This window comes from Cupriavidus sp. 94F1, from assembly GCF_057798875.1.
In genome coordinates, this window is sequence record NZ_JBYOJT010000003.1 from 107,476 (window position 1) to 132,008 (window position 24,533).

The window sequence follows — 24,533 nt, forward strand, 5'->3', positions numbered from 1 at the left end:
CGCATCACGCCCGCCTTGCCTTGTTGGGTGAGGATTGCTGGCAGGGGCGGTTCCGGGTGATCGTAAGATAGCCGATGCCATTCCGCCGGGTTGTCGCGCCGGCGACAATTCCGGGTTAATCCCTACGGGAGCGCAATGCCTGCCGCCGACCCCTTCTCGTTCATCGACCGCTGTGCCTGGGCCGCCGACCTGAGCCCGGAACAGCGCGACCGTGTCAAACGTGTGATGACCGTGCGCGAATACGCACAAGGTGATTACGTCTGTCACAAAGGTGAAATGGCCGAGCACTGGCTGGGCGTGGTGGAAGGCATCGTCAAGATCACCACCGTGTCGCCGTCGGGCAAGTCGGTCACCTTCACCGGCGTGCCCACCGGCGGCTGGTTCGGCGAAGGCGCAGTGCTCAAGCAGGAGATCCGCAAGTACGACGTGATGGCGCTGCGGCGTTCGCGTATCGCTTTCGTCCCACGCGAGACTTTTCAGTGGTTGCTGGATACCAGCCTGCCGTTCACGCGCTTCCTGCTGATGCAGTTCAACGAGCGGCTCGGCCAGTTCATCGCGGCGGTCGAATACGAACGGCTGCTCGACATCGATTCGCGCGTGGCCCGCGCGGTGTCATCGCTGTTCAACGAACACCTGTATCCCAGCATCGGCTCGACACTGGAAATTTCGCAGGAAGAGATCGGCCTGCTGGCCGGCATTTCACGCCAGCGTGCCAACCAGGCCCTGAAGGTGCTGGAACAGCAGGGCCTGGTGCGCGTGGACTATGGCGTGATCGACGTGCTCGACCTGGAGGGGCTGCGACAGTACGGGGAGTAGTGGTTTCTCCCTTTCCCGCAAGGCGGGAAAGGGGAGCAAACAATCGGTGAACGACGCCTACTTGCTGTACACGTACACGCCACGGCCGGTCTTGCGGCCCAGGTAGCCCGCGGCCACCATTTCGCGCATCAGCATCGCCGGGCGGTACTTCGGATCGGCGAACTCGGTGTACAGCACTTCCATCACCGCCAGCATCGTATCCAGGCCAATCATGTCGGCCAGGGCCAGCGGGCCGATCGGATGGTTGCAGCCCAGCTTCATGCCTTCGTCGATCTCTTCCGGCGACGCCAGGCCTTCGCCCAGCACGCAGAACGCCTCGTTGATCATCGGGCACAGGATGCGGTTGACCACGAAACCGGGGCTGTTCTTGACCGTGATCGGGTACTTGCCCAGTTGCTTCGCCAGGGCCTCGACATCGGCGTGCGCGGCGTCGCTGGTCTGCAGGCCCCGAATCAGTTCCACCAGGGCCATCATCGGCACCGGGTTGAAGAAGTGCATGCCGATGAAGCGGTCGGCGCGCGACGTCACGGCGGCCAGCTTGGTGATCGAGATCGACGACGTGTTCGACGCAATGATCACGTCCGGGCCGACGATGCCGTCGATCTGCTTCAGGATCTTGACCTTCAGGTCGAAGTTTTCCGTGGCGGCCTCGATCACGATGTCGGCGCGCTTCAGATCGTCGTACGACGTGCTGCCGTGGATGCGCGCGAGCGCGGCCGCCTTGTCGGCCTCTGTCGCCTTTTCCTTCTTGATCAGGCGGTCCATGCTGCCGGCCACCGTGGCGATACCCTTCTGCACCGCGGCGTCGCTGATATCGACCATCACCACGTCCAGCCCCGCCACCGCGCAAGCCTGCGCAATGCCGTTGCCCATCGTGCCGGCACCCACGATGCCCACTGTCTTGATTGCCATGTCTCGCTTCCTTGCTATTTCACTGATTGGATTGGTCTGCTTGATTCGGTGCGGCCGGGGTGCGGCTGAACGACGGCCGTTCAGCCCTGCAGCTTCGCCAGGGCCGCCACCACGCGTTCGGCATGCTGCTTGAGCAGTTCCATGTCCTGCTGCTGGCGGGCATGGCCGCGCAGGGACTGGTCCGCATAGCGCGGCACGATATGGAAATGCACGTGCGGCACGGTCTGGCCGGCCGCCGCGCCGTTGAACTGGCTGATCACCACGCCGTCGGGCTGGAAGGCCTCGCGCACGGCGCGCGCCACGATCTGGGTGGCGCGGATCGCCGCGGCCGCGCCCTTTTCGGAAAGGCCGAACAGATCCACGGCAGCCTCCTTCGGCACCACCAGTGCGTGGCCGTCGGACTGCGGCATGATGTCCATGAACGCGATGGCGTCGGCGTCCTCGTAGATCTTGAAGCACGGGAGTTCGCCACGCAGGATGCGGGCGAAGATGTTGTTGCTGTCGTACTCGGCTTGCATGGGTGTCTCGGGAATGGATGGCCTGACGGCGACGGAGCAAAGAGTGTAGCCCCAGTGCTCCGTGCCGTGAACCGGCCGCCCGCCATTCACGGCGGCTTTTTCACATGTTGCGACGGTACTGGCCGCCTACCTCGAACAGCGCATGCGTGATCTGCCCCAGCGAGCACACGCGCACCGCATCCATCAACACCGCGAATACATTGCCATTGTCGATCACGGCCTGGCGCAGCCGGTCCAGCATGGCCTGGGCGTCCCCGGCATGGCGGCGGTGGAATTCCGCCAGGCGGGTCAGCTGGCTCTGTTTTTCCGCCTCGCTCGACCGCGCCAGTTCCAGCGTTTGTGGCGTCGGGTCGCCATTCGGGTTCCGGAAGGTATTCACGCCGATGATGGGCAGCGTGCCGTCGTGCTTGAGCTGCTCGTAGTACAGCGATTCCTCCTGGATCTTGCCGCGCTGGTAGCCGGTTTCCATCGCGCCCAGCACGCCGCCGCGCTCGGCGATGCGTTCGAACTCCTGCAGCACCGCCTCTTCCACCAGGTCGGTCAGCTCTTCGGTCAGGAAGCTGCCCTGGTTGGGGTTCTGGCACTTGGCCACGCCCCATTCGCGGTTGATGATCAGCTGGATCGCCAGCGCCCGGCGCACCGACTCGGCCGTGGGCGTGGTGATCGCTTCGTCATAGGCGTTGGTGTGCAGCGAGTTGCAGTTGTCGTAGATGGCGATCAGCGCCTGCAGCGTGGTGCGGATGTCGTTGAAGTCGATCTCCTGCGCGTGCAGCGACCGGCCCGACGTCTGGATGTGGTACTTGAGCTTCTGGCTGCGCTCGTTGGCGCCGTACCTGTCGCGCATCGTCACGGCCCAGATGCGGCGCGCCACGCGGCCCAGCACGCTGTACTCGGGGTCCATGCCGTTCGAGAAGAAGAACGACAGGTTCGGCGCAAAGTCGTCGATATGCATGCCGCGCGCCAGGTAGGCTTCCACGAAGGTGAAGCCGTTGGCCAGCGTGAAGGCCAGCTGCGAGATCGGGTTGGCGCCGGCCTCGGCAATGTGATACCCCGAGATCGACACCGAGTAGAAGTTGCGCACCTGGTGGTGGACGAAATATTCCTGGATATCGCCCATCACCTTCAGCGAGAACTCGGTGCTGAAGATGCAGGTGTTCTGCCCCTGGTCTTCCTTGAGGATGTCCGCCTGCACCGTGCCGCGCACATTCTGCAGCACCCAGGCGCGAATCTTGGCCTCTTCGTCGGCGGTCGGCTCGCGCTGGTTGTCGGCTCGGAATTTGTCCAGATTCTGGTCGATGGCCGTGTTCATGAACATGGCCAGGATGGTTGGCGCCGGGCCGTTGATGGTCATCGACACCGACGTGCTGGGGCTGGTCAGGTCAAAGCCCTCGTACAGCACCTTCATGTCGTCGAGCGTGGCGATCGACACGCCCGAGTTGCCCACCTTGCCGTAGATGTCGGGGCGCTCGTGCGGGTCTTCGCCGTAGAGCGTGACCGAATCGAACGCGGTGGACAGGCGCTTGGCGTCCATGCCTTCGGACACGAGCTTGAAGCGGCGGTTGGTACGGAATGCGTCGCCCTCGCCCGCGAACATGCGCGTGGGGTCTTCCCCCTCGCGCTTGAAGGCGAAGACGCCGGCCGTGTACGGGAAGCTGCCCGGCACGTTCTCGCGCATCAGCCATTTCAGGATCTCGCCTTCGTCCTCGAAGCGCGGCAGCACGACTTTGCGAATCTTCGTGCCGGACAGCGTGGTCGTCACCAGCCCGGTGCGAATTTCCTTGTCCCGGATCTTGACCACGTATTCGTCGCCGCTGTAGGCGGCCTGCATCTGCGGCCACATCGCCAGCAGCTTGCGCTCCACGCTGCCCAGCGACGCCTCGCGCTCGGCGGCCAGCGATGCCAGCGCCTGCCCATCGGCATCGCTATTCGACGATTTCAGCATTGCACCGGCGGCGCGCAGTTGCTGACGTTCGCGCGCCAGCCGGCTCTGTTCGGCCACGCGCCGATGGTAGGCGCGCACCGTATCGGCAAGCTCGGCCAGATAGCGGTTGCGCGCCGGCGGCACGATCACGTTCTGGCCCGTCGAAATCCGGCCGGCCAGCTTCGGCAGCACGCCCGGCCCGACATGCAGGCCGCGCCCGGCCAGCGACGCCACCAGACCCTGGTAGAGCATGGTCACGCCGTCGTCGTTGAAGCGCGATGCCTGTGTGCCGTAGACCGGCATCTCGTCGGGCCTGGCGTGCCACTGCTCGCGGTTGCGCTGCACCTGCTTGGCCACGTCGCGCCAGGCGTCCTGCGCGCCCTTGCGGTCGAACTTGTTGATCGCGACGAAATCGGCAAAGTCGAGCATGTCGATTTTTTCCAGCTGGCTCGCCGCGCCAAACTCGGGCGTCATCACGTAGAGCGACAGGTCCACATGCGGCACGATGGCCGCGTCGCCCTGGCCGATCCCGGACGTTTCGACGATCACCAGATCGAACGCGGCCGCCTTGCAGGCCGCGATCACATCCGGCAGCGCCTGCGAGATTTCCGAGCCGGCATCGCGCGTGGCCAGAGACCGCATGAAGATGTTCGGATGGTTGATCGCATTCATGCGAATGCGGTCGCCCAGCAGCGCGCCGCCGGACTTGCGCCGCGACGGGTCGATCGAGATCACGGCAATGGAAAGCGCGTCCTGCTGGTCCAGTCGGAAGCGGCGGATCAGCTCGTCGGTCAGCGACGACTTGCCTGCCCCGCCCGTGCCGGTAATACCCAGCACCGGCGTGGTGGAGGCCCCGGCCCGCTCCTGCAGCGCGCCGACCAGCGCCGGCGCGGCCTTGCCGTTTTCCAGCGCGGTGATCAGCTGCGCCAGCGCGCGACGGTCGCCAGCGGTCACCGCATCGAGCGTGGACGGCGCGTAGCGCGTCAGGTCGATATCGCACCGCTGGACCATGTCGGCGATCATGCCGGCCAGGCCCATGCGCTGGCCGTCTTCGGGGCTGTAGATGCGCGCCACGCCGTAGGCCTGCAGTTCGCGGATCTCGTCGGGCACGATCACCCCGCCGCCACCGCCGAACACCTGGATGTGTTCGCCGCCGTGCTGGCGCAGCAGGTCGATCATGTACTTGAAGTATTCGACATGGCCGCCCTGGTAGCTGGAGATGGCAATGCCCTGCACGTCTTCCTGCAAGGCGGCGGTCACCACCTCGTGGACGGAGCGGTTGTGACCCAGATGGATCACTTCGCAGCCATGCGACTGCAGAATGCGCCGCATGATGTTGATCGATGCGTCATGGCCGTCGAACAGCGACGCGGCGGTGACAAAGCGCACCTTGTTGGCCGGGCCCTGCCCCTGGGTTGCCGGGGTCGCCCGCGGCCGGGTGGCCGCCGTCCTGCTCACATCCGAAAGATCAGTCATGGTCTCCACCGCTCTGTTATGTGGCTGGCTGCCCATGCTGGCGATGCGCCGGCGGTTCTGCGACCGCGCTGACAGGGGCGGGACGATTATATGACGTTTACGTTAACGTAAGTCCAGGGGCGCGGGAAAGCACCGAGGGCATGGCTGGCATCGTCGCACAGCGGCCGGGGCGGAAACAGGGGGAAGGCGGGGAATACGGGGGGAAGAATGCGCAAGAAGGGCCCGGAAGCCGCCGCTTCGCCGCGGGAGGTCGGCAAAGGTGACGATGGCGGCTCCGGATCCCAGGAGAGCGTGCCTGACGCCCGGTCAGGCGTGGATTTGCGGGCAGTCGCCGAAGGCGTCGGTCTTGCGGGCGTCCCAGCGGCGCTTGAACTGGCGGAGGACGCACCAGGCGCGGCGCAGCGACCATGGCGCCGGCGTCTCGGTCAGCAGGAAGCGGGACACCGGCGCCTCGCCGGACAGCCAGACCCGCTCGCCTTCGACCAGTGCGTACACATCGCCGGGGCGCAGCCAGATGTCGGCCATCTGCCCTTCCAGGGTCAGCCACAGGCTGCCTTCCAGCGCGGTCACGCTCTGGCCATGGCGCGCACGCCAGCTGACGGGCCGGCCCGGTTCATCGAGTTCGAAAGTCCTGAGTTCACGCATGGGTGTCTCCTTGTCTTGCCGGTGCAGCCGCTCTGGATCAAGGGATCGGAGGCAAAAGGGGGGCGCCGCACCACGCTTCCATTATTCATGGCGGGGACTACAATCCCATGCACAGTTCCGAACAGTTTTCGTTGAACTGTTCAGTAGTTTTGACTGACAGTTGCCGTTCCCGTCACCCATGAAACTCGTCATCGATTCCTCTACCGGCGTGCCCCTGACCGAGCAGATCGTGCTCGGCGTGAAGGACTGGATCCGCTCGCGCGAGGCCGCGCCGGGCGCCCGCCTGCCGTCGATCCGCGCACTGGCCGCCGAACACGGCATCAGCCGCTTTCCGGTGATCGAGGCGTACGACCGGCTGGTGTCGCAAGGTCTGGTCGATTCGCGCCAGGGTTCGGGCTTCTACGTGGCCGAAAGCGCGCTGACGGGGCGCCGTGGGCGCGGATGGTCCGACCCGAGCCTGGCCGAAGACCTGTCGCTGCATATCATCGACCAGTTCCACCATCCCAGCGGCACGCTGAAGCTGGCGGGCGGCTTCGTGCCCGAGGAATGGCGCGATGTGGAGGGGCTGACGCAGGCCATCCGCCATATCACCCGGCACGACATCGACAGCGTGATCCACTACGCCACGCCGCTGGGCCACCCGGCGCTGCGCAAGCATGTGCTGACCCGCGCGCGGCAGGTGGGAATCCAAGCGGAACTGTCGCAGGTGCTGATCACGTCGGGCGCCAGCCAGGCGCTGGACCTGATCGTGCGCCACCTGCTCAAGCCCGGCGATACGGTTTTCGTCGAGGACCCGGGCTACTACAACCTGTTCGGGCTGCTGCGCATGCATGGCGTGCAGCTGGTTGGCGTGCCGCACACGCCGAACGGCCCGGACCCCGAGGCCTGCGAGCGGCTGCTGCGCGACCACAAGCCCAAGCTGTTCTTCACCAACAGCGTGCTGCAGAACCCCACCGGCTCCACGCTGGCGCCGCCCGTGGCGTTCCGCCTGCTCGAACTGGCGCGCCGGCACAACTTCCGCTTCGTCGAGGACGACATCTTTTCGGACTTCCAGCTCAATTTCACCGACCGGCTGGCCACGCTGGACCAGCTCGAACACGTGATCTACATCGGCGGATTTTCGAAGACGGTGTCGGCCGCGCTGCGCGTGGGCTATATCGTCGCCGACAAGGCTCTCATCAAGGACCTGATCGACGTGAAGGTGCTGACCAGCGTGGCGGGATCGCATTTTGCCGAAGCCGTGACGGCGACGATGCTGGAGCGCGGCGCCTATCGCAAGTACGTGGAGCGGCTGCGCGTGCGTACGCGCGAGGTGACGGCCGATGCCGTGAAGATCCTGGGCCAGTACGGCTGGGAGGTGTTCTGCGAGCCGGCCGGCGGCAACTTCCTGTGGGCGCGCTCGCCCGCGATCGAGGACTCGCGCGACCTCGTGGCGATGGCCGAGACCCATGGCATCTCGCTGGCACCGGGGCATTTTTTCCGCCCCGGCGGCGAGACATCGGCCTGGGTGCGCATCAACTCGGCCTACGCCGGCGAGCCGCGCTCGCGCGCCTTCTTCGAACAGGCCGGCGCGCGCTGATCAGCCCTGGGCGTCGCCGCCGTGGTTGTGCAGCACGGCGTTGCGGCGCGAATAGGCGAAATAGATCACCAGGCCCAGCGCCAGCCAGCAGAGGAACGCGATCCACGTCAGCGTCTGCAGGTGCGCCATCAGAAATAGACAAAACGCTACGGACAGCAGCGGCACCACGGGCACGCCGGGGCAGCGGAACGTACGTGGCAGGTGCGGCTGCGTACGGCGCAGCACCAGCGTGGCGATCGAGATCAGCGTGAAGGCCGACAGCGTGCCGATGTTGATCAGCTCCGCCAGCACGTTCAGCGGCACGAACCCGGCGATGGCCGAGAACACGATGCCCACCGTCCACGTGGCCGTGAACGGCGTGGCGTGAACGGGGTGGACGGCCGACAGCGCCTCCGGCAGCAGGCCGTCGCGTGACATCGCAAAGATGATGCGCGTCTGGCCGTAGGTCATGACCAGGATCACCGTGGTCATGCCCAGGATGGCGCCCAGGTCCACAAACCCGGCCACCCAGTTCTGCCCCGCGTACTGCAGCGCCAGCGACACCGGATGATCGACGCCCTCGAACTTCATGAACGGCACGATGCCGGTCATGATGGCCGCCACCGCCACGTACAGGATGGTGCAGACCGCCAGCGATCCGATAATGCCGATCGGCAGGTCGCGGCCCGGGTTGCGCACTTCCTCGGCCGCCGAGGTCACGGCATCGAAGCCGATGAACGCGAAGAACACCAGCGCCGCCGCGTTGAAGATGCCCGTGAAGCCGAACGGCGCGAACGGCTGCCAGTTGGCCGGCTTCACATGCCAGATGCCCACCACGATGAACAGCAGCACCACGGTGATCTTGATGGCCACCATCACGTTGTTGAGCCGCGCCGATTCGCGCACGCCGTACGACACCACCCACGTGATCGCCAGCATGATCAGGATGGCGGGCAGGTTCACCAGCGTATGGACGCCCGGCACCGAGCCCGGCGCGGCCGTGATCGCGGCCGGCAGGTGCAGCCCGAAGCCGGCCATCAGCGACTGGAAGTAGCCCGACCACCCCACCGACACCGCCGAGGTCGCCAGCCCGTATTCGAGCAGCAGATCCCAGCCGATCATCCACGCGATGATCTCGCCCAGCGTGGCGTAGCTGTAGGTGTAGATCGATCCGGAAACCGGAATCGCGGACGCAAATTCTGCGTAGCACAACGCTGCAAAGCCACAGGCCATGGCCGCAATCACGAACGACACGGTCAACGCCGGCCCCGCCGTCAGCGCGCCGGTGCCGGTCAGCACGAAGATGCCCGTGCCGATGATGGCGCCAATGCCCATCAGCACCAGATCCACCGGCCCCAGCACCTTGCGCAATCCATCATGCTCGCTCACATCCAGCATGGATTCGATGTTCTTGGTGCGGAAGAGACTCATGGGCGGCTCCGGGCGATAGTCCGTGCATTGACTATAGGTTGTACAAGTCGCACCGGCGGCCTGGACCGCACATCTTTTGGATCGTGGGAAGACAGGGGCGCCGGCGGAAGGGCGCGATGATACGCGCAAGCGGCCGCGTTGTCATGGCGGACCGGCCGCACCGCGATGCCCGCCACCGTGCCCGCGCACGCACAAAAAAAGCGCCCTGTTCAGGGCGCTTTCAAGACGACGATGCCAGCCGGCATCGGGAAATCAGAGAAATCAGGAATCTGCGATTTACTTCGCCACCGGCATGGTGAATTCCGCGCCCTTGGCGATGCTGTCGGGCCAACGCTGCATCACGCTCTTGTAGCGCGTGTAGAAGCGCACGCCTTCCTCGCCGTAGGCGTGGTGGTCGCCGAACAGCGAACGCTTCCAGCCGCCGAACGAATGCCAGGCCATCGGCACCGGAATCGGCACGTTGATGCCGACCATGCCCACCTGGATCTGGCGCGCGAACGCGCGGGCGATGCCGCCGTCGCTGGTGTAGCACGACACACCGTTGCCAAATTCGTGACGATTGATCAGGTCCACCGCCTCGGCAAAGTCGTGCACGCGTACCACCGACAGCACCGGGCCGAAGATCTCTTCCTTGTAGATCGTCATGTCCGGCTTGACGTTGTCGAACAGCGTACCGCCGACGAAGAAGCCGTTCTCGTGGCCGTCCACCTTGTGGCCGCGGCCATCGGTCACCAGCTTCGCGCCCTCGGCCACGCCCTTGGCGATATAGCCCTCGACCTTGGCCTTGTGCGCGGCCGTGACCAGCGGACCCATCTCGGCGTCGCCTTCCATGCCGTTGCGGATCTTCAGCGATGCGGCACGTTCGGCCAGGCGCGGCACGAGCTTGTCGGCGACCTCGCCCACCGCCACGGCCACCGAGATCGCCATGCAGCGTTCGCCGGCCGAACCGTAGGCGGCACCGACCAGCGCATCGACGGCCTGGTCCAGATCGGCATCGGGCATCACCACCAGGTGGTTCTTGGCGCCGCCCAGTGCCTGTACGCGCTTGCCGTGCTTCGTGCCTTCGGTGTAGATGTATTCGGCGATCGGCGTGGAGCCCACGAACGACAGCGCCTGCACGTCGGGGTGCGCCAGCAGTGCGTCCACGGCCACCTTGTCCCCCTGCACCACGTTGAACACGCCATCGGGCAGGCCCGCCTGCTTGAGCAGGTCGGCGATCAGCAGGCTCGGCGACGGGTCGCGCTCCGACGGCTTGAGCACGAACGTGTTGCCGCACGCCAGCGCCACCGGGAACATCCACATCGGCACCATCACCGGGAAGTTGAACGGCGTGATGCCGGCCACCACGCCCAGCGGCTGGCGCAGGTTCCAGTTGTCGATGCCACCGCCGATGTTGTCGGTGAAATCGGTCTTTAGCAGGTTCGGAATGCCGCAGGCGAACTCCACCACCTCGATGCCGCGCGTGACTTCGCCCTTGGCATCGGAAAAGACCTTGCCGTGCTCGCGCGTGATCAGCGCGGCCAGGTCGTCATGGTGGCGGTCCAGCAGTTCCTTGAACTTGAACAGGATGCGCGCCCGGCGCAGCGGCGGCATCTCGGCCCAGGCAGGCCAGGCCGCCTTGGCGGCGGCCACGGCAGCAGCCACGTCATCGGGCGTGCCCAGGGCCACGCGGGCAGCCACGTCGCCAGTGGCCGGGTTGAACACATCGGCAAAGCGGTCCGTGCCGGCGCGCTGCACGCTGCCGCCGATGTAGTGATGGATTTCGGCAATCTGCCGGTTTTCTGCGATGTTCACTGCGGTCTTCCTCTATGTCTCGGGCGGGTCTTACTGGATGCTCTGCAGGGCCTGGCGCACGGTATCGAACAACTGGTCGATCTCGGCCTCGGCAATGATCAGCGGCGGCGAGAACGCCAGGATGTCGCCGGTGTAGCGTACCAGCACACCCAGCTCCAGGCATTTCAGGAACGCCTCGTATGCGCGCGCACCCGGTGCGCCGGGGCGCGATTCCAGTTCCACACCGGCCACCAGGCCCAGGTTGCGGATGTCCTTCACATAAGGCGCGCCCCGCAGCCCGTGCACGGCGGCCTCGAACTTCGGCGCCAGCTCGGCCGCGCGCTCGAACAGCCTGTCGCGCTTGTACAGGTCCAGCGTGGCGATACAGGCCGCCATCGCCAGCGGGTGGCCGGAATACGTGTAGCCGTGCGGCAGTTCGATGCCGCCCTGCGGCGTGGCGTTGATCACGGCGTCGTGGACTTCGCGGCGCACGGCCACGGCACCCATCGGCACGGCGGCATTGTTGATGGCCTTGGCCATCGTGATCAGGTCCGGCGTGACCTTCAGGCGCTCTGCCGCGGTGGCGGCGCCCAGGCGGCCAAAGGCGGTGATCACCTCGTCGAAGATCAGCAGGATGCCGTGCCTGCTGGTGATCTCGCGCAGTTTCTCCAGATAGCCGACCGGCGGAATCAGCACGCCGGCGGAACCCGCCATCGGCTCGACGATCACGGCGGCGATGTTCGACGCATCGTGCAGCGCGATCAGCCGCTCCAGGTCATCGGCCAGATGGGCACCCCATTGCGGCTGCCCCTTCGAGAACGCCGCCTCGGCAATGTTCAGCGTGGCCGGCAGGTGGTCGGTGCCCGGCATCACGTTGGCCGACCACATCTTGCGGTTCGGGCCGATGCCGCCCACGCCCAGCCCGCCGAAGCCCACGCCGTGGTAGCCACGCTCGCGGCCGATGATGCGCGTGCGCTGGCCTTCGCCGCGGGCCCGATGGTAGGCCAGCGCGATCTTCAGCGCCGTGTCGACCGACTCCGAACCCGAATTCGTAAAGAAAATACGATCCAACCCCTTGGGCATCAGGGCTGCCACCTTGGTGGCGGCCTCGAATTCCAGCGGATGGCCCATCTGGAACGGCGGCGCATAGTCCAGCGTGGCCGCCTGCTGCGCGATCGCGTCGACGATCTCCTTGCGCGAATGGCCGGCGGCCACGCACCAGAGACCGGCGCAGCCATCGAGAACCTTGCGGCCATCGTGGGTCGTGTAGTACATGCCGCTGGCCGATGCCAGCAGGCGCGGGGCGGCCTTGTACTGGCGATTGGCGGTAAACGGCATCCACAGGGCTTCGAGATCGGGAATCACGGTCTTGGCGGCGTCCATACGTTCTCCTGGTGCGGTATGCAGGGCGGCGCGCGCGAAATGCGACGCCGAGGTTTCCGGCAACTCTACCGGCGGGGTCCGGCGTAAAGAATATACGGTCAGGAGATCGCCACCTTACCGTACAGTTTAGTCATCGGCAACCGTACAGGCATGCACGCCGCGGGCGGCACGACCGCACGGAGGGCCGTGCGCTGTGACAGCCCTGAAACCGATCAGACACAAGGCCTGCGCGCTGCAGCGCACCAATTCTGGCGTCCTGCCCGCGAGCCAGTACACTGTACAGGTTTCGCACCTTGCAGCCGTCCCATGCTGAACCTGAACCTCGCACGAAGCCGCCGTGGCGGTGAAACCCTGACCGAACAGATCGTGGCCGGCATTGCCGGGCTGGTGGACCAGCGCGCCCTGCGTGCCGGCGCCCTGCTGCCATCGGTGCGGCGCTTCGCCCAGCAGCACAACGTCAGCACCTTCACGGTGGCCGAGGCCTATGGCCGCCTGACCGCGCTGGGCTACCTGACCGCGCGGCCCGGCTCGGGCTACACCGTGGCCCATCGGCATACGCCGGCTGGCCAGGCGCGCACGTCGCAGTGGGAGGCCCCGGCGCTCAACGCCGCCTGGCTGCTGTCCGACGTCTTCGCCGACCATTCCGTGCCGATCAAGGCCGGCGCCGGCTGGCTGCCCGGCGACTGGCTCAACGAAGAAGGCCTGCACCAGGCCATGCGCAGCGCGGCGCGCGTACCGGCCGCGCAGGTGTCCGGATACGGCCACCCTTACGGCTTCGGCGCCTTGCGCGAACACATCGCCACGCACCTGAGCCAGTACGGCATGCCCGTGCAGGCACAACAGGTGGTGCTGACGCAGGGCGCCACGCAGGCGCTGGACCTGGTGGTGCGCACCCTGCTCCGGCCCGGCGACACGGTGCTCGTGGAATCGCCGTGCTATTGCAATCTGTTGCAGATCTTGCGGCTGGCCGGCCTGCGCGCCGTGGGCGTCAATCGCACCGAGGCCGGCCTGGACACCGATGCGCTCGAAGACGCCATCCGCCAGCACGCGCCGCGCGCACTGTTCGTCAACACGGTGCTGCAGAATCCGACCGGCGCCAGCCTGACCAGCATGAACGCGTTCCGTGTGCTGCAACTGGCCGAGCAGCACCGGCTGCTGGTGGTGGAAGACGATATCTATCGCGAACTGGCGCCGGCCGGGTCGCCGATGCTGGCGGCCATGGATGGCCTGTCGCAGGTGATCTACGTCAACGGGTTTTCGAAGACGATCACGCCGTCGCTGCGGGTGGGCTACCTGGCGGCCAGTCCGGACCTGGCCAAGGCCTTTGCGCAGACCAAAATGGCGGTGGGCCTGACTTCATCGGAAGTCACCGAACGGCTCGTGTATTCGGTGCTGACCAGCGGCCACTACGGCCGGCACGTGGCCGCGCTGGCCGAACGGCTGCGCGCGCAACAGGATCGCGTGGCGGAAAGGATGGAAGCGCATGGTCTGGAGATCATGCTGCGGCCCGACGGCGGCATGTTCGCCTGGGCCCGCCTGGCGCACGAAGATGGCGCGCCGGCACTGACTGGCAACCAGCTGGCAACGCTGGCGCTGGAGCACGGCATCTGGCTGGCGCCCGGTTCGTACTTCGAACCCGATGAAACCGATTCGCCGTGGATCCGCTTCAACGTGGCCACTGGCGATGCACCCCAGTTGTGGGCGTTTTTCGACGCGCTGCGCGGCGGCCGGGCCCGCACCCGGGCCGCCTGACGCAGGCAATCAGAAGCGATAGCGCACGTAGCCGGTGTAGAAGTTGCTGCCCGGGTTAGGTTCCTTGATGCCGGCATTGGAAATGTGCTGGAACCGGAAACCGACTTCGGTATTGGCGTTCTTGCCAAAGCCCACGCCCACGCCAAGCATGTCGGAGAACTGGAAGGCGCTGCCCATGCGATGCTCGTCGGACGTACCGGTGTGCGTCAGCACGCGCACGCCCACTGAAGCCTCTGCGAACGGCACGAAGTAGCCACCGCGCTTTTCAACGCGCAGGATCGGCGAAATGCCAAATTCGAACAGGTTTTGCTGGTTGGTGCCCCCGCGCGCGTCCCAGCCGGCCACATTGAATTCGGCCTGCAGCCTGAACAGCCAGCCTTGCGGGTTGCCGTACTGGATCGGCGTGTTGAAGTTGACGCCCAACTCGTACTTGTTGACGTCGTGGCTGGTATCGCGGCCATAGGCCACGTGCACGGCCGGATGGGCCCAGCCCACCAGCTCTTCGGCGCTGGCGGCCGAACTGGCACCAGCGACGGCTGCGGCGACGGCCAGGGTACGGAGGACGAACAGGGATCGGGGTGACTTGGCGAGATGCATGCGGCGTTCTTGTTGTGCTGTCTTCATGCTGAAGACATCGAAGAGAGTGACTCGGCAACTAGACGAAATCGACTGCCGGCCCCGCCGAAGCACCTTGGCGCTAGGGACGGGTCAGGCCCAGAGCCGCTCTACCACCCAGCTCGCGGCAACACAGATCCCGAGCCAGATGGCGAGGCAGCTTGCAATAAATCGGTACGTCATTGTGGGAATTAACAGCTGAGGAGAAGTTTTAACCGGAATTTTTGCGACGGATTATACATACATTCACGAATGCATGTAAATCGCCCAGCCGGCTGCCGATGTGCGGGCAACGCGGCAATTCCACTAAAAACATCCTCCAGCTCGCGATGATGCCAGCACATGGCCAACCGTGCAGACCGAAGGTGAAACAGGCGTATCGGCGTAAATGGCATCGCACCGCGGCCAGATGTGATGCGAGGGCCTCATGAGCCGATCATGCAGAGGCCGCCCGACACCGGCCAGTCCAAGGCACCGCGCGCAGCCGGGCGGCCGCGGCGGGCGAAGAAATCTCTGAGAAATCAGAGAGTTGCCGATCGTCAGCCGCGCAGGAACGGCAGCACTTCGGCCAGCAACAGCTCCGGCGCTTCCTCGGCGATGTAGTGCCCGCACGGCAGGGCGTGACCCGTCACCTTGCGTGCGACCTTGCGCCATTCTTCCAAAGGTGAAAAACACTGTTCCACCGCACCGTTGGCGCCCCACAACGCCAGCATGTCGCATTCGACCTTTCGGCCGGCCTCGATGTCGGCGCGGTCGTGCTCCAGGTCGATGCCCGCGCTGGCCCGATAGTCCTCGCACAGGCCATGCGCGGCGCCCGGCAGCTTCAGGCAGCGCAGGTATTCGGCCAGTGCGGCGTCGGTGAACGGCGTCATGCCGGCGCTGCGCCCGCCCATGGTCTGGCGCAGGTACAGCGCCGGATCGGCCTCGATCAGCGTTTCGGGGAACGGCGCCGGGCGGATCAGGAAGAACCAGTGGTAGTAGGCCCGCGCAAAGGCCTCGGTGGTCTGCTTGTACATGGCCAGGGTCGGCGCGATGTCCAGCGTGACCAGCTTTTCCATGGCCTGCGGATGATCGACCGCCAGCCTATGCGCCACGCGGGCGCCCCGGTCGTGCGCCAGCACCCGGAACCGCTCGAAGCCAAGCTGGCGCATGACGGCCAGCTGGTCGGCCGCCATCACGCGCTTGCTGTAGTTGCTGTGGTCCGGCAGCCCGGCCGGCTTGCCGCTGTCGCCATAGCCGCGCAGGTCGGTGGCCACCACCGTGAAATGGCGCGCCAGTTCGCCCGCCACCTTGTGCCAGATCACGTGCGTCTGCGGGTGCCCGTGCAACAGCAGCAGCGGCGGCCCCTCTCCGCCCACCACGGCGTGGATCTGCACGCCATCATGGTCGATCCAGTGCGTCTTGAAACCTTCGAACATCGTCCTGTCTCCTTAGCCCGCCAGTCGCGCCATGGTAGTGCGGGCCACATCGCGAAGCCAAGGGCTGGCCGCATGGTGGCGGCCCGCGAATGCCGCAATGGCGTCGGCGTGGGTCAGCGACATGCCAATGATGTCCAGGCCGCGCCGGAACATGTCGAGGTGCCGGTCCGACAGCGTGAACGGTGCCGTGAAGTCGCCGGCGGCCACGGTCATCGTGTCCAGATCGATGCGGATCGATGCCGGTGCCGCCGGGTCGCTCACGGCGCGCATCAGCACATCCACCTGGGCCTGCGGCAGCATCACCAGCAACAGGCGGTTGTTCATGGCGTTCGAGTAGAAGATCTCGCCGAAGCTGGGCGCGATGACCGCGCGGATGCCGTACTGCTGCAGCCCCCAGACGGCGTGCTCGCGGCTGGAACCGCAGCCGAAGTTGGGGCCAGCCACCAGCACGCCGGTATTGCGCCAGGCCGCCTGGTTCAGCACGAAATCCGGGCGCGGCACGCCATGCTCGTCAAAGCGCATGTCGTAGAGCAGGCCACGGTCCAGCCCGGCCTTGTCGATGCCGCGCAGGAACTGCTTGGGCATGATCTGGTCGGTGTCCAGGTTCGGCAGCGGCAGCGGTGCGCCGGTGCCTTCGATCAGGGTGAATGCGGACATTGTGGGTCTCCGGTCAGCGGGAAAGGCCAAGCTGGCGCACGTCGGTGATGCAGCCCGTGATGGCGGCCGCGGCGGCCATGGCCGGGCTCATCAGGTGGGTACGGCCCGCCCGGCCCTGGCGGCCCTCGAAATTGCGGTTGGTGGTGGATGCGCAGCGTTCGCCCGGTGCCAGCACGTCGTCGTTCATCGCCAGGCACATCGAGCAGCCGGGCTTGCGCCATTCGAAACCGGCTTCCCGCAGCAGCGCGGCAATGCCCTCGGCCTCGGCCTGCTCGCGCACGGCACCGGACCCCGGCACCACCATCGCCCGCACGCCTTCGGCCACCTTGTGCCCGCGTACCACATCGGCCACGGCGCGCAGGTCTTCGATCCGCCCGTTGGTGCAGGAGCCGATGAACACGCGCTGCACCGGCAGGCCCTGCAGCGGGATGCCGGGCGCCAGGCCGATATAGTCGAGCGCACGTTCGGCCGAAGCCCGCGCGATGTCGTCCGCGGCGTCCGCCGGATGCGGCACGGCGGCGCTGACCGGGATGGCCTGGTCCGGGCTCGTGCCCCAGGTCACATAGGGTTCCACCGCCGAGGCATCGAACACCAGTTCGGCGTCGAAGCCCGCATCGGCATCGGATACCAGTTGCGCCCAGGCCGTGCGCGCGGCCTGCGCCATCGCCCCGTCGATATCGGCGGCGCGCTCCAGCACATAGTTCACCGACGTGGCATCCGGCGCGATCAGCGCCCCACGCGCGCCGGCCTCGACCGTCATGTTGCACAGGGTCATGCGCGCCTCCATCGACAGGGCGTGGATGGCGCTGCCCGTGAACTCCACCACGTAGCCGCGCGCCCCCTGGGCGCTGATGCGCGAGATGATGTGCAGGATCAGGTCTTTCGACGTGGTACCCGGCGGCAACAGGCCGTCCACGCGGATGCGCATGTCGCGCGCCAGCCGGTAGACCAGCGTCTGCGTGGCCAGCACATGCTCCACTTCGGACGTGCCGATGCCAAACCCGAGCGCGCCAAAGGCGCCATACGTGGTGGTGTGGCTGTCGCCGCACAACACGACCATGCCGGGGCGGATCATGCCGTGCTCGGGCGTGATGACGTGCTCGATGCCCTGCAGCGGGTCATTGGTATCGAACAGCGGAATGCCATGCAGGTCGCAGTTGCGCTTGAGATTGCGCGCCTGCAGCGCCGACGCCGGGTCCTGGATCACGCGCGGCGACTCCGCATGCGTGGGGATGATGTGGTCCACCACGGCCAGCTGCTGGCCCGGCGCCGGCACCTTGCGGCCGTGCTCCACCAGCCCCGCGAAGGCCTGCGGGCTGGTGTACTCGTTCATGATGTGCAGATCGGCGTAGAGCAGCACGTTGTCAGCGTCCAGCGTGACCACCGTGTGCGACTCCACGAGCTTGCGATACAGCGTGCGTCCGGCCATGTTGCTTGCCTGCCTGTTGTGGGGGATGGAATGACAGGCAGTCTAATCGCGGAATCCATCGCTATAATTTCGCGAATCGCATTTCATTCGTTCCATAAATTCACCAGTATGGCTGGTGGATTGCCAGCACGATCCCCGCCATGGACACCTTTTCGGACCTCGCCTTCTTCATCCTGCTGGTCAAGCGCGGCAGCCTGGCCGGCGCCGCGCAGCAGTTGGGCCTGACGCCCTCGGCCGCCAGCAAGCGGCTGGCCGCGCTGGAGGCCCGGCTCGGCGTGCGGCTGCTGAATCGCACCACCCGGCGCCTGTCGGTGACGCCCGAGGGCGAGGCCTACCTGGACCAGGGCGCACGCATCCTGGCCGAACTGGAGGAACTGGAACAGGGGCTGGGCGGCAGCCGGGTGGCGCCGCGCGGGCTGCTGCGGGTGAATGCCACGCTGGGCTTTGGCCGCCGGCATATTGCGCCGGCCGTGGGCGATTTCCTGCAGGCGTATCCCGATGTCGAAATTCAGCTGCAGCTGACCGACCGCGCGCTGAACCTGGCGGAGGAAGGATTCGATGTCGGCATCCTGGTGGGCGACCTGCCCGATGCCCGGCTCAACGCGCGCAAACTGGCGCCGAACAGCCGGTTGCTGTGCGCCGCGCCGGCCTACCTGGCGCGCCATGGCGAGCCAGCGTCGCCGCGCGCCCTGCAGCAGCACCGCTGCATCGTCATCCGCGAGAGCGAAACCGCGTACGGCACCTGGCACCTGCAGGCGTCGGGCCGTCAGGAGACCGTCAAGGTGCGCGGCCCGGCGGCCACCAACGATGGCGAGGTGGCCGTGAACTGGGCGCTCCAGGGGCACGGCATCGTGCTGCGGTCCGAATGGGAGGTGGCGCCGCTGCTGCGCTCCGGGCGGCTCCGGCAGGTGCTGCCCGAATGGTCGGCGCCGTCGGCCGATATCTACGCGGTGTATCTCTCGCGCGACAAGCTGTCGGCCCGCGTGCGCGCCTTTGTCGACTTCATGGCCGACCACTTTGGCGGATACGACACGGCGGCCGGCTATCACGGCTGGTAGCCGGCCCCGCGCGCGGCGGCGCAACAACCCCCGCGCCCCCATGGTTGTCAGATGACTGTCGGGATGCGGCTGCTACCCTAGGGACTGCATCCCTCCCGCATCACGGACTTCCTCATGCACACGCACAATTTCTCGGCCTGGACCCATTCCCACGTCTTCGACACCGGCAACCAGGCCGCCGAACGCGGTACCCGCCTGGTGATGTGGATCACGCTGGCGATGATGGCCATCGAGATTGCCGCCGGCCTGGGCTTCAATTCGATGGCGCTGCTGGCCGACGGCTGGCATATGAGTTCGCACGCGGTGGCCATCGGCCTGTCGGCATTTGCCTATGCCGCGGCCCGGCGGCTGGCGCAGGACGCGCGCTTCACCTTCGGCACCTGGAAGATCGAGGTGCTGGCCGCCTTTGCCAGCGCCGTGTTCCTGCTGGGTGTGGCCGGCCTGATGGCCTTCGGCTCCATCGAACGGCTGTTCAGCCCCGCGCCGATCCACTACCGCGAAGCCATGGCCGTGACCGCCATCGGCCTGCTGGTCAACCTGGGCTGCGCGCTGATCCTGGGCGGCGCCCACCATGGACACGACCACGGGCACGGGCACGGCCACGGGCACGACCACCACCACGGCCATGGTCACGATCACGGCCACCCGCATCACGACATCAACCTGCGCGCCGCCTACCTGCACGTGATTGCCGATGCGGCCACGTCCGTGCTGGCCATCGTGGCACTGGCCGGCGGCTGGTGGCTGGGCTGGAGCTGGCTTGACCCGGTGATGGGTCTGGTGGGCGCCGTGCTGGTGGGTCGCTGGGCAGTCGGCCTGCTGCGCCAGAGCGGTACGGTGCTGCTGGACCGCGAGATGGACCACCCCGTGGTAGCGGAAGTACGCGAAGTGCTCGACGCATTCGCCCACGGCGAAAGCCACACCCGCGTGGCGGACCTGCACGTCTGGCGCGTGGGCCGCGAGCAGTTTGCCTGCATCGCCAGCCTGGTCACCCACGACGCCACCCTGACGCCGCAACGCGTGCGCCAGGCCCTGTCGGTTCACGAGGAACTGGTGCACGTCAGCGTCGAGATCAACCAGTGCGACGATGGCCCGGCACCGGGCCGGACCCCGCACCGTCACTAGATCGCGGCCGACGTCAGGGGGGGCAGGGCTGCAGCAGGATCGCGCCGGTCGTCTCGCGGCGCTCGGCTGCCTCGTGGGCGCGCGCCACGTCGGCCAGCGGGAAGCGGGCGCCGATATCGACCTTCACATGGCCGGCGGCGATGGCATCGAACAGATCCTTGGCATTGGCGCGGAAGCGCGCCGCATCGGCGTTGTGCGGGAACACCGACGGCCGGGTCAGGAACAGGCAGCCCTTCTTGTTGAGCAGCTCGGGCTCGATGGCCGGTGCCGGCCCCGATGCCGCGCCGTACAGCACGACCATGCCGAAGGTCTGGGCGCAGTCGAGCGACCCAAGGAAGGTGTCCTTGCCCACGGCGTCGTAGACCACCGTCACGCCGCGCCCGTCGGTGGCATCGCGCACCTGCTTGACCCAGTCGCCATGGCTGTAGTCGATGGCGATATCGCAACCGGCTGCCCGCGCGCGCTCGCACTTGGCCGCCGAACCGGCCGTGCCGATCACGCGCGCGCCCAGCGCCTTGGCCCAGCCGCTGAGGATCTGGCCCACGCCGCCGGCCGCCGCATGCACCAGCACCGTGTCGCCCGGCTTGACCGCATGGGTATGACGCACCAGATACTGCGCGGTCATGCCCTTGAAGATGGTGGCGGCGGCCTGTTCGTCGCTGACGTTGCCGGGCAGCTTGACGAGCTTGTCGGCCGCCACGTTGCGGCCTTCCGCGTAGGCGCCCAGACCCGCGTTCATGTAGGCCACGCGGTCGCCGACCGCCACGTCGGTCACACCGGGGCCCACGGCCTCCACCACGCCGGCGGCCTCGAAGCCGAGCCCGGTCCCGGCCGGCAGCGGATACGTGCCGCGGCGCTGGTAGATATCGATGAAATTGAAGCCGATGGCCGTGTGCCGCACGCGCGCCTCGCCGGGGCCTGGATCGGGCAGTTCCACCGATTCCAGCCGCATGACCTGCGGCAGACCAAATTCGTGAAGGCGGATGGCGCGGACGGTCGTCGGCATGGGGTCTCCTCGATGGACTGGCTGAACGTGAAGGCCCGATTATTGACGCTTTTACGAAACCTTGCCGGCGCTCACGTCAGATCAGTTCGGCGCTCATGCACAGCGCGCTGGTATCGCGCAGCCGTCGGAACTCCTGGCTCTCCAATACCTCGGTCGGCAGCTTCGACGCGTGGATCAGCGAGAAACCGTAACGCGCGAAGTAACTGGGGCAGGTGGACGTCAGCAAGACCGCGCGACGGCTGCCGTTGGCGCGCGCGCGCATCATCACGGCGTGTACCAGATGGCTGGCCACGCCCTGGTCGCGCCATTCGTGCAACACGGCCACCGATCGGATAATCGCCGTATCGCCAAATAGCTCGGCACAAGCGCAACCCACCAGTTGCGCTTCGAGCACGGCCACATGAAATTCGCCGACGAGTCGCGGCAGATCGTCTATCGGCAAGCCGCACCGCTCAAGAACGGTACCGATAGCGAGCGCATCCGACGGCTGCGCCATCCGGATTCGCAGGTCTTTAATCATTGGGAGCCTCTGTTTCTCTCATCACGTTGCGACGGATACGCCATGGAAGCCCTGCATGGTGAAACGTGTGCGCCAGCGCCGTGCCGCCACGACCCGCCGGTCGTACGACAACGGCACCAAAGAGAGCGGTGATTTGCTGACGATTGGTGCACGCGGGCCTCACAGTATCGCAATCGCGTCGCAGTTTCCAGAGGGAAATCACCGAATGCGACGCGTGCCATGCATGACCGGAAAGCGAGCATAAATAGCGCCAGGCCTGCCCGTCAGTATCGGCATGTTTCGTGAAGATAATGCGTGCGCGGGAAACTTCGTCCGGCCAGGCGACGTCAGCGGAAAAACCGGGGAGAGAAGACGGGATACGCGTCGGGGAGTGGAGGCGGGGATACGGAATCGAACCGTCGTAAACGGCTTTGCAGGCCGTCGCATAACCACTCTGCCACCCCGCCCCGGGATGCCGGCCCGAATGGGCCGTTCTGTGGTGCGGGGCGCAGTGTAGCCGAAGTCAGAAAAGTCTGCTGGACGCGGATCTGTCCTGCCGGCTGGCGAAGGGGCTGGCCCGGCTATTCCCCCGGCTCTCCCATGGCCGACTGCAGGTAGTTCTGCACGCCGACCTTGGCGACCAGTTCGATCTGGGTCTGCAGCCAGTCGATATGGTCTTCGGTGTCATCCAGGATATCGGTCACGATATCGCGCGACACGTAGTCGCTCACCGATTCGAAGTACTTGATGGCTTCCTTCAGGCTGGCCTGCGATACCAGTTCGAGCTTCAGATCGCAGCCGAGCATTTCCTCGGTGTTCTCGCCGATCATGAGCTTGTCCAGATCCTGCAGGTTGGGCAGGCCATCGAGCATGAGAATACGTTCGATCAGCCGGTCGGCATGCTTCATTTCCTCGATCGACTCTTCATACTCATGTTTGCCCAGCGCCTGGAGCCCCCAATGACGGTACATGCGGGCGTGCAGAAAATACTGGTTGATTGCCGTCAGTTCGTGCTTGAGCTGACCGTTGAGCAACTGAATTACCTTTTTGTCGGCTTTCATGACCTTGGTCCCCTTCCATCCTCAATACGGGCCGGCGACGATTTTCATGGTAATTCCCCCAACCGGAACTTCAAGCTCCGCGCGGCTTTCCGGTCGATCATTGCTCGCAAACCAGAAAATACCTCGCAACGATGATTATGCGAGTGATACTGATTCCGATTCAGACGAAATAAAAAGGCGCCTCGCAATGGAGGCGCCTTCCTTATATTGGGCGGACCCTTCATTCACCGCTGGCACGATAGCGATTGCGCAGATCCCGAATCAGGTCGTGATTGCGCAGCACGCCCTGATATTGCCGTTCGATCAGTGCACGAATATCGAAACTGAGATCGGGTTCCTGCAGCGCATCGGCGTACTTCTTCTTCGCAACGTCCTCGCCCTTCTCGGTTTCTTCCAGAATGGCCAGATCGGTGCGGTCCGTGACCGCCGTGCGCAGGCTCAGCCAACCGCGATGCAGCGCACCGGCCACGCTGCCGTGGTCTTCCGGTTTGCCGCCCAGCGCGGCCACCTGCCCCTGAAGCTCGCGCACTGCCGCACCAATCTCCATGGCGCGGCTCGAAAACAGCGTCTTCAGTTCCGGGTTCTTGGCATCTTCGGCAGCCTTGCGAAACCCTTCCTCGCCGTCCCGCGAGACTTCAATCAGGTCGTTAAGCACAGAGACGTTGTTGTCAGCCATGTCGGACTCCTCTCATCAGCGCGCACGCACCGCGCGACGCGCATGGAACATCCCGCACGGCGCCTGACGCCATGCGGCCCTTGTGTTCCAAGATAGAAGAGTGGCCCCGGCGGGGATGTCGGGGGGCCTCGCAAGCCGCTGTCGGCCTATGCCTACAGGCCGGCAGCGCGCCGGAAGTCAGTCCAGCAAGTGACCCATGCGCGATCGCTTGGTCGCCAGGTACTTTTCGTTTTCGGAGTTGGCCGGCACGATGTGACGCATCTGCTCCGTCACCTTGATGCCAGCGTCTTCCAGTGCCTTGATCTTGATGGGATTGTTGCTCATCAGGCGAACCGACGTGACACCCCATTGGCGCAGGAAATCGGCGGCAAACGCATAGGTCCGCGAATCGATGGCCTGGCCCAGCGCCAGGTTGGCATCGACGGTATCGAGGCCGGTGTCCTGCAACGCGTAGGCGCGGATCTTGTTGGACAGGCCGATGCCGCGGCCTTCGTGCCCGCGCAGGTATAGCAGCACGCCGCGGCCTTCCTCGGCGATCTTCTTCATGGCCAGATCGAGCTGCTCGCCACAGTCGCAGCGGCACGAGCCGAACACATCGCCGGTGAGGCACTCGGAATGCAGGCGCAGCAGCACGTCCTCGCCCGAGATATCGCCCATCGAGAGCGCCAGGTGTTCGGTGCCAGTGTCCACGCCCTGGAAGGCATGGGCGGTGAATTGGCCATAGCGGGTCGGCAGCCGGGCGGAGCCGATCAGCTCACTTTCTAGGTCTTTCATATTGATGTTCGCTGGAGGCGCCATGGTGCC

The 24,533-nt window shown here is 65.9% G+C and carries 21 protein-coding genes and 1 tRNA gene; 5 read left to right on the forward strand and 17 right to left on the reverse strand.

The genetic code is table 11. The features are described from left to right. Positions 1–135 precede the first annotated feature (135 nt). Positions 136–816, forward strand: a complete 681-nt coding sequence (locus AC3FJ6_RS08210; protein ID WP_153949055.1) for a Crp/Fnr family transcriptional regulator — start codon at positions 136–138, stop codon at positions 814–816. A 57-nt stretch (positions 817–873) separates the two neighbouring features. Here AC3FJ6_RS08210 and AC3FJ6_RS08215 read toward each other — a convergent pair whose 3' ends face one another. From AC3FJ6_RS08215 to AC3FJ6_RS08230, 4 genes are all read right to left on the reverse strand, one after another. Next, positions 874–1,728, reverse strand: a complete 855-nt coding sequence (locus AC3FJ6_RS08215) for a 3-hydroxybutyryl-CoA dehydrogenase (protein WP_400393989.1) — start codon at positions 1,726–1,728, stop codon at positions 874–876. 80 nt (positions 1,729–1,808) lie between these two features. Further along, positions 1,809–2,246 carry an HIT family protein gene (locus AC3FJ6_RS08220; protein WP_488771447.1) on the reverse strand — a complete coding sequence of 146 codons (438 nt, stop codon included), beginning with the start codon at positions 2,244–2,246 and terminating at the stop codon, positions 1,809–1,811. A gap of 100 nt (positions 2,247–2,346) precedes the next feature. After that, positions 2,347–5,643, reverse strand: coding sequence for a fused isobutyryl-CoA mutase/GTPase IcmF (gene icmF / locus AC3FJ6_RS08225; RefSeq protein WP_488771448.1), 3,297 nt, complete (start codon positions 5,641–5,643; stop codon positions 2,347–2,349). Positions 5,644–5,949: 306 nt separating this feature from the next. Next, complete coding sequence (locus tag AC3FJ6_RS08230) at positions 5,950–6,288, reverse strand: DUF2917 domain-containing protein (protein ID WP_488771449.1); 339 nt, start codon at positions 6,286–6,288, stop codon at positions 5,950–5,952. A gap of 178 nt (positions 6,289–6,466) precedes the next feature. Between AC3FJ6_RS08230 and AC3FJ6_RS08235 the strand changes: the two genes are divergently transcribed. Next, positions 6,467–7,867 (forward strand): aminotransferase-like domain-containing protein, encoded by a 1,401-nt coding sequence (locus AC3FJ6_RS08235; RefSeq protein ID WP_488771451.1) that lies wholly within the window; start codon positions 6,467–6,469, stop codon positions 7,865–7,867. On the opposite strand, the gene bcaP is transcribed toward AC3FJ6_RS08235, so the two are convergent. The 3 genes from bcaP to aptA all read right to left on the reverse strand — a co-directional run bounded on the left by bcaP (position 7,868) and on the right by aptA (position 12,433). Continuing rightward, a complete protein-coding gene (gene bcaP / locus AC3FJ6_RS08240; protein WP_488771452.1) occupies positions 7,868–9,277 on the reverse strand; it encodes a branched-chain amino acid transporter BcaP in 1,410 nt (469 codons plus the stop codon). Positions 9,278–9,553: 276 nt separating this feature from the next. Next, entirely contained in the window at positions 9,554–11,071 is a 1,518-nt protein-coding gene (locus tag AC3FJ6_RS08245; protein WP_400394906.1) for a CoA-acylating methylmalonate-semialdehyde dehydrogenase, read from the reverse strand. A 30-nt stretch (positions 11,072–11,101) separates the two neighbouring features. After that, entirely contained in the window at positions 11,102–12,433 is a 1,332-nt protein-coding gene (aptA, locus tag AC3FJ6_RS08250) for an omega-aminotransferase AptA (RefSeq protein ID WP_400394908.1), read from the reverse strand. Between the two features lie 306 nt (positions 12,434–12,739). Here aptA and AC3FJ6_RS08255 point away from each other — a divergent pair, with 306 nt between their 5' ends. Beyond that, on the forward strand, positions 12,740–14,185 hold the full coding sequence (locus AC3FJ6_RS08255) for an aminotransferase-like domain-containing protein (protein ID WP_488771453.1): 1,446 nt from the start codon (positions 12,740–12,742) through the stop codon (positions 14,183–14,185). 9 nt (positions 14,186–14,194) lie between these two features. Here AC3FJ6_RS08255 and AC3FJ6_RS08260 read toward each other — a convergent pair whose 3' ends face one another. The 4 genes from AC3FJ6_RS08260 to leuC form a co-directional block, all read right to left on the reverse strand. Further along, positions 14,195–14,782, reverse strand: a complete 588-nt coding sequence (locus AC3FJ6_RS08260) for an acyloxyacyl hydrolase (protein WP_228771006.1) — start codon at positions 14,780–14,782, stop codon at positions 14,195–14,197. A gap of 557 nt (positions 14,783–15,339) precedes the next feature. Further along, entirely contained in the window at positions 15,340–16,218 is an 879-nt protein-coding gene (locus tag AC3FJ6_RS08265) for an alpha/beta fold hydrolase (RefSeq protein ID WP_488771454.1), read from the reverse strand. 12 nt (positions 16,219–16,230) lie between these two features. Further along, on the reverse strand, positions 16,231–16,875 hold the full coding sequence (gene leuD, locus AC3FJ6_RS08270) for a 3-isopropylmalate dehydratase small subunit (RefSeq protein WP_488771456.1): 645 nt from the start codon (positions 16,873–16,875) through the stop codon (positions 16,231–16,233). A 13-nt stretch (positions 16,876–16,888) separates the two neighbouring features. Further along, complete coding sequence (gene leuC, locus AC3FJ6_RS08275) at positions 16,889–18,304, reverse strand: 3-isopropylmalate dehydratase large subunit (RefSeq protein WP_488771457.1); 1,416 nt, start codon at positions 18,302–18,304, stop codon at positions 16,889–16,891. 140 nt (positions 18,305–18,444) lie between these two features. On the opposite strand from leuC, the gene AC3FJ6_RS08280 reads away from it, so the two are divergent. Further along, positions 18,445–19,362 carry a LysR family transcriptional regulator gene (locus AC3FJ6_RS08280; RefSeq protein WP_488771459.1) on the forward strand — a complete coding sequence of 306 codons (918 nt, stop codon included), beginning with the start codon at positions 18,445–18,447 and terminating at the stop codon, positions 19,360–19,362. 114 nt (positions 19,363–19,476) lie between these two features. Further along, positions 19,477–20,487 carry a CDF family Co(II)/Ni(II) efflux transporter DmeF gene (dmeF, locus tag AC3FJ6_RS08285; RefSeq protein WP_488771460.1) on the forward strand — a complete coding sequence of 337 codons (1,011 nt, stop codon included), beginning with the start codon at positions 19,477–19,479 and terminating at the stop codon, positions 20,485–20,487. A 13-nt stretch (positions 20,488–20,500) separates the two neighbouring features. Here dmeF and AC3FJ6_RS08290 read toward each other — a convergent pair whose 3' ends face one another. From AC3FJ6_RS08290 to ribA, 6 genes are all read right to left on the reverse strand, one after another. Beyond that, positions 20,501–21,493 (reverse strand): quinone oxidoreductase family protein, encoded by a 993-nt coding sequence (locus AC3FJ6_RS08290; RefSeq protein WP_488771461.1) that lies wholly within the window; start codon positions 21,491–21,493, stop codon positions 20,501–20,503. A 76-nt stretch (positions 21,494–21,569) separates the two neighbouring features. After that, positions 21,570–22,013 carry a GNAT family N-acetyltransferase gene (locus AC3FJ6_RS08295; RefSeq protein WP_153949864.1) on the reverse strand — a complete coding sequence of 148 codons (444 nt, stop codon included), beginning with the start codon at positions 22,011–22,013 and terminating at the stop codon, positions 21,570–21,572. A gap of 371 nt (positions 22,014–22,384) precedes the next feature. Beyond that, positions 22,385–22,459 (reverse strand) — tRNA-Cys (locus AC3FJ6_RS08300). A gap of 114 nt (positions 22,460–22,573) precedes the next feature. Next, positions 22,574–23,053, reverse strand: a complete 480-nt coding sequence (gene bfr / locus AC3FJ6_RS08305) for a bacterioferritin (RefSeq protein WP_153949865.1) — start codon at positions 23,051–23,053, stop codon at positions 22,574–22,576. A gap of 220 nt (positions 23,054–23,273) precedes the next feature. Further along, positions 23,274–23,729, reverse strand: coding sequence for a PA2169 family four-helix-bundle protein (locus tag AC3FJ6_RS08310; RefSeq protein WP_487523329.1), 456 nt, complete (start codon positions 23,727–23,729; stop codon positions 23,274–23,276). A gap of 177 nt (positions 23,730–23,906) precedes the next feature. Continuing rightward, on the reverse strand, positions 23,907–24,503 hold the full coding sequence (gene ribA, locus AC3FJ6_RS08315; protein WP_153949867.1) for a GTP cyclohydrolase II: 597 nt from the start codon (positions 24,501–24,503) through the stop codon (positions 23,907–23,909). Positions 24,504–24,533 lie beyond the last annotated feature (30 nt).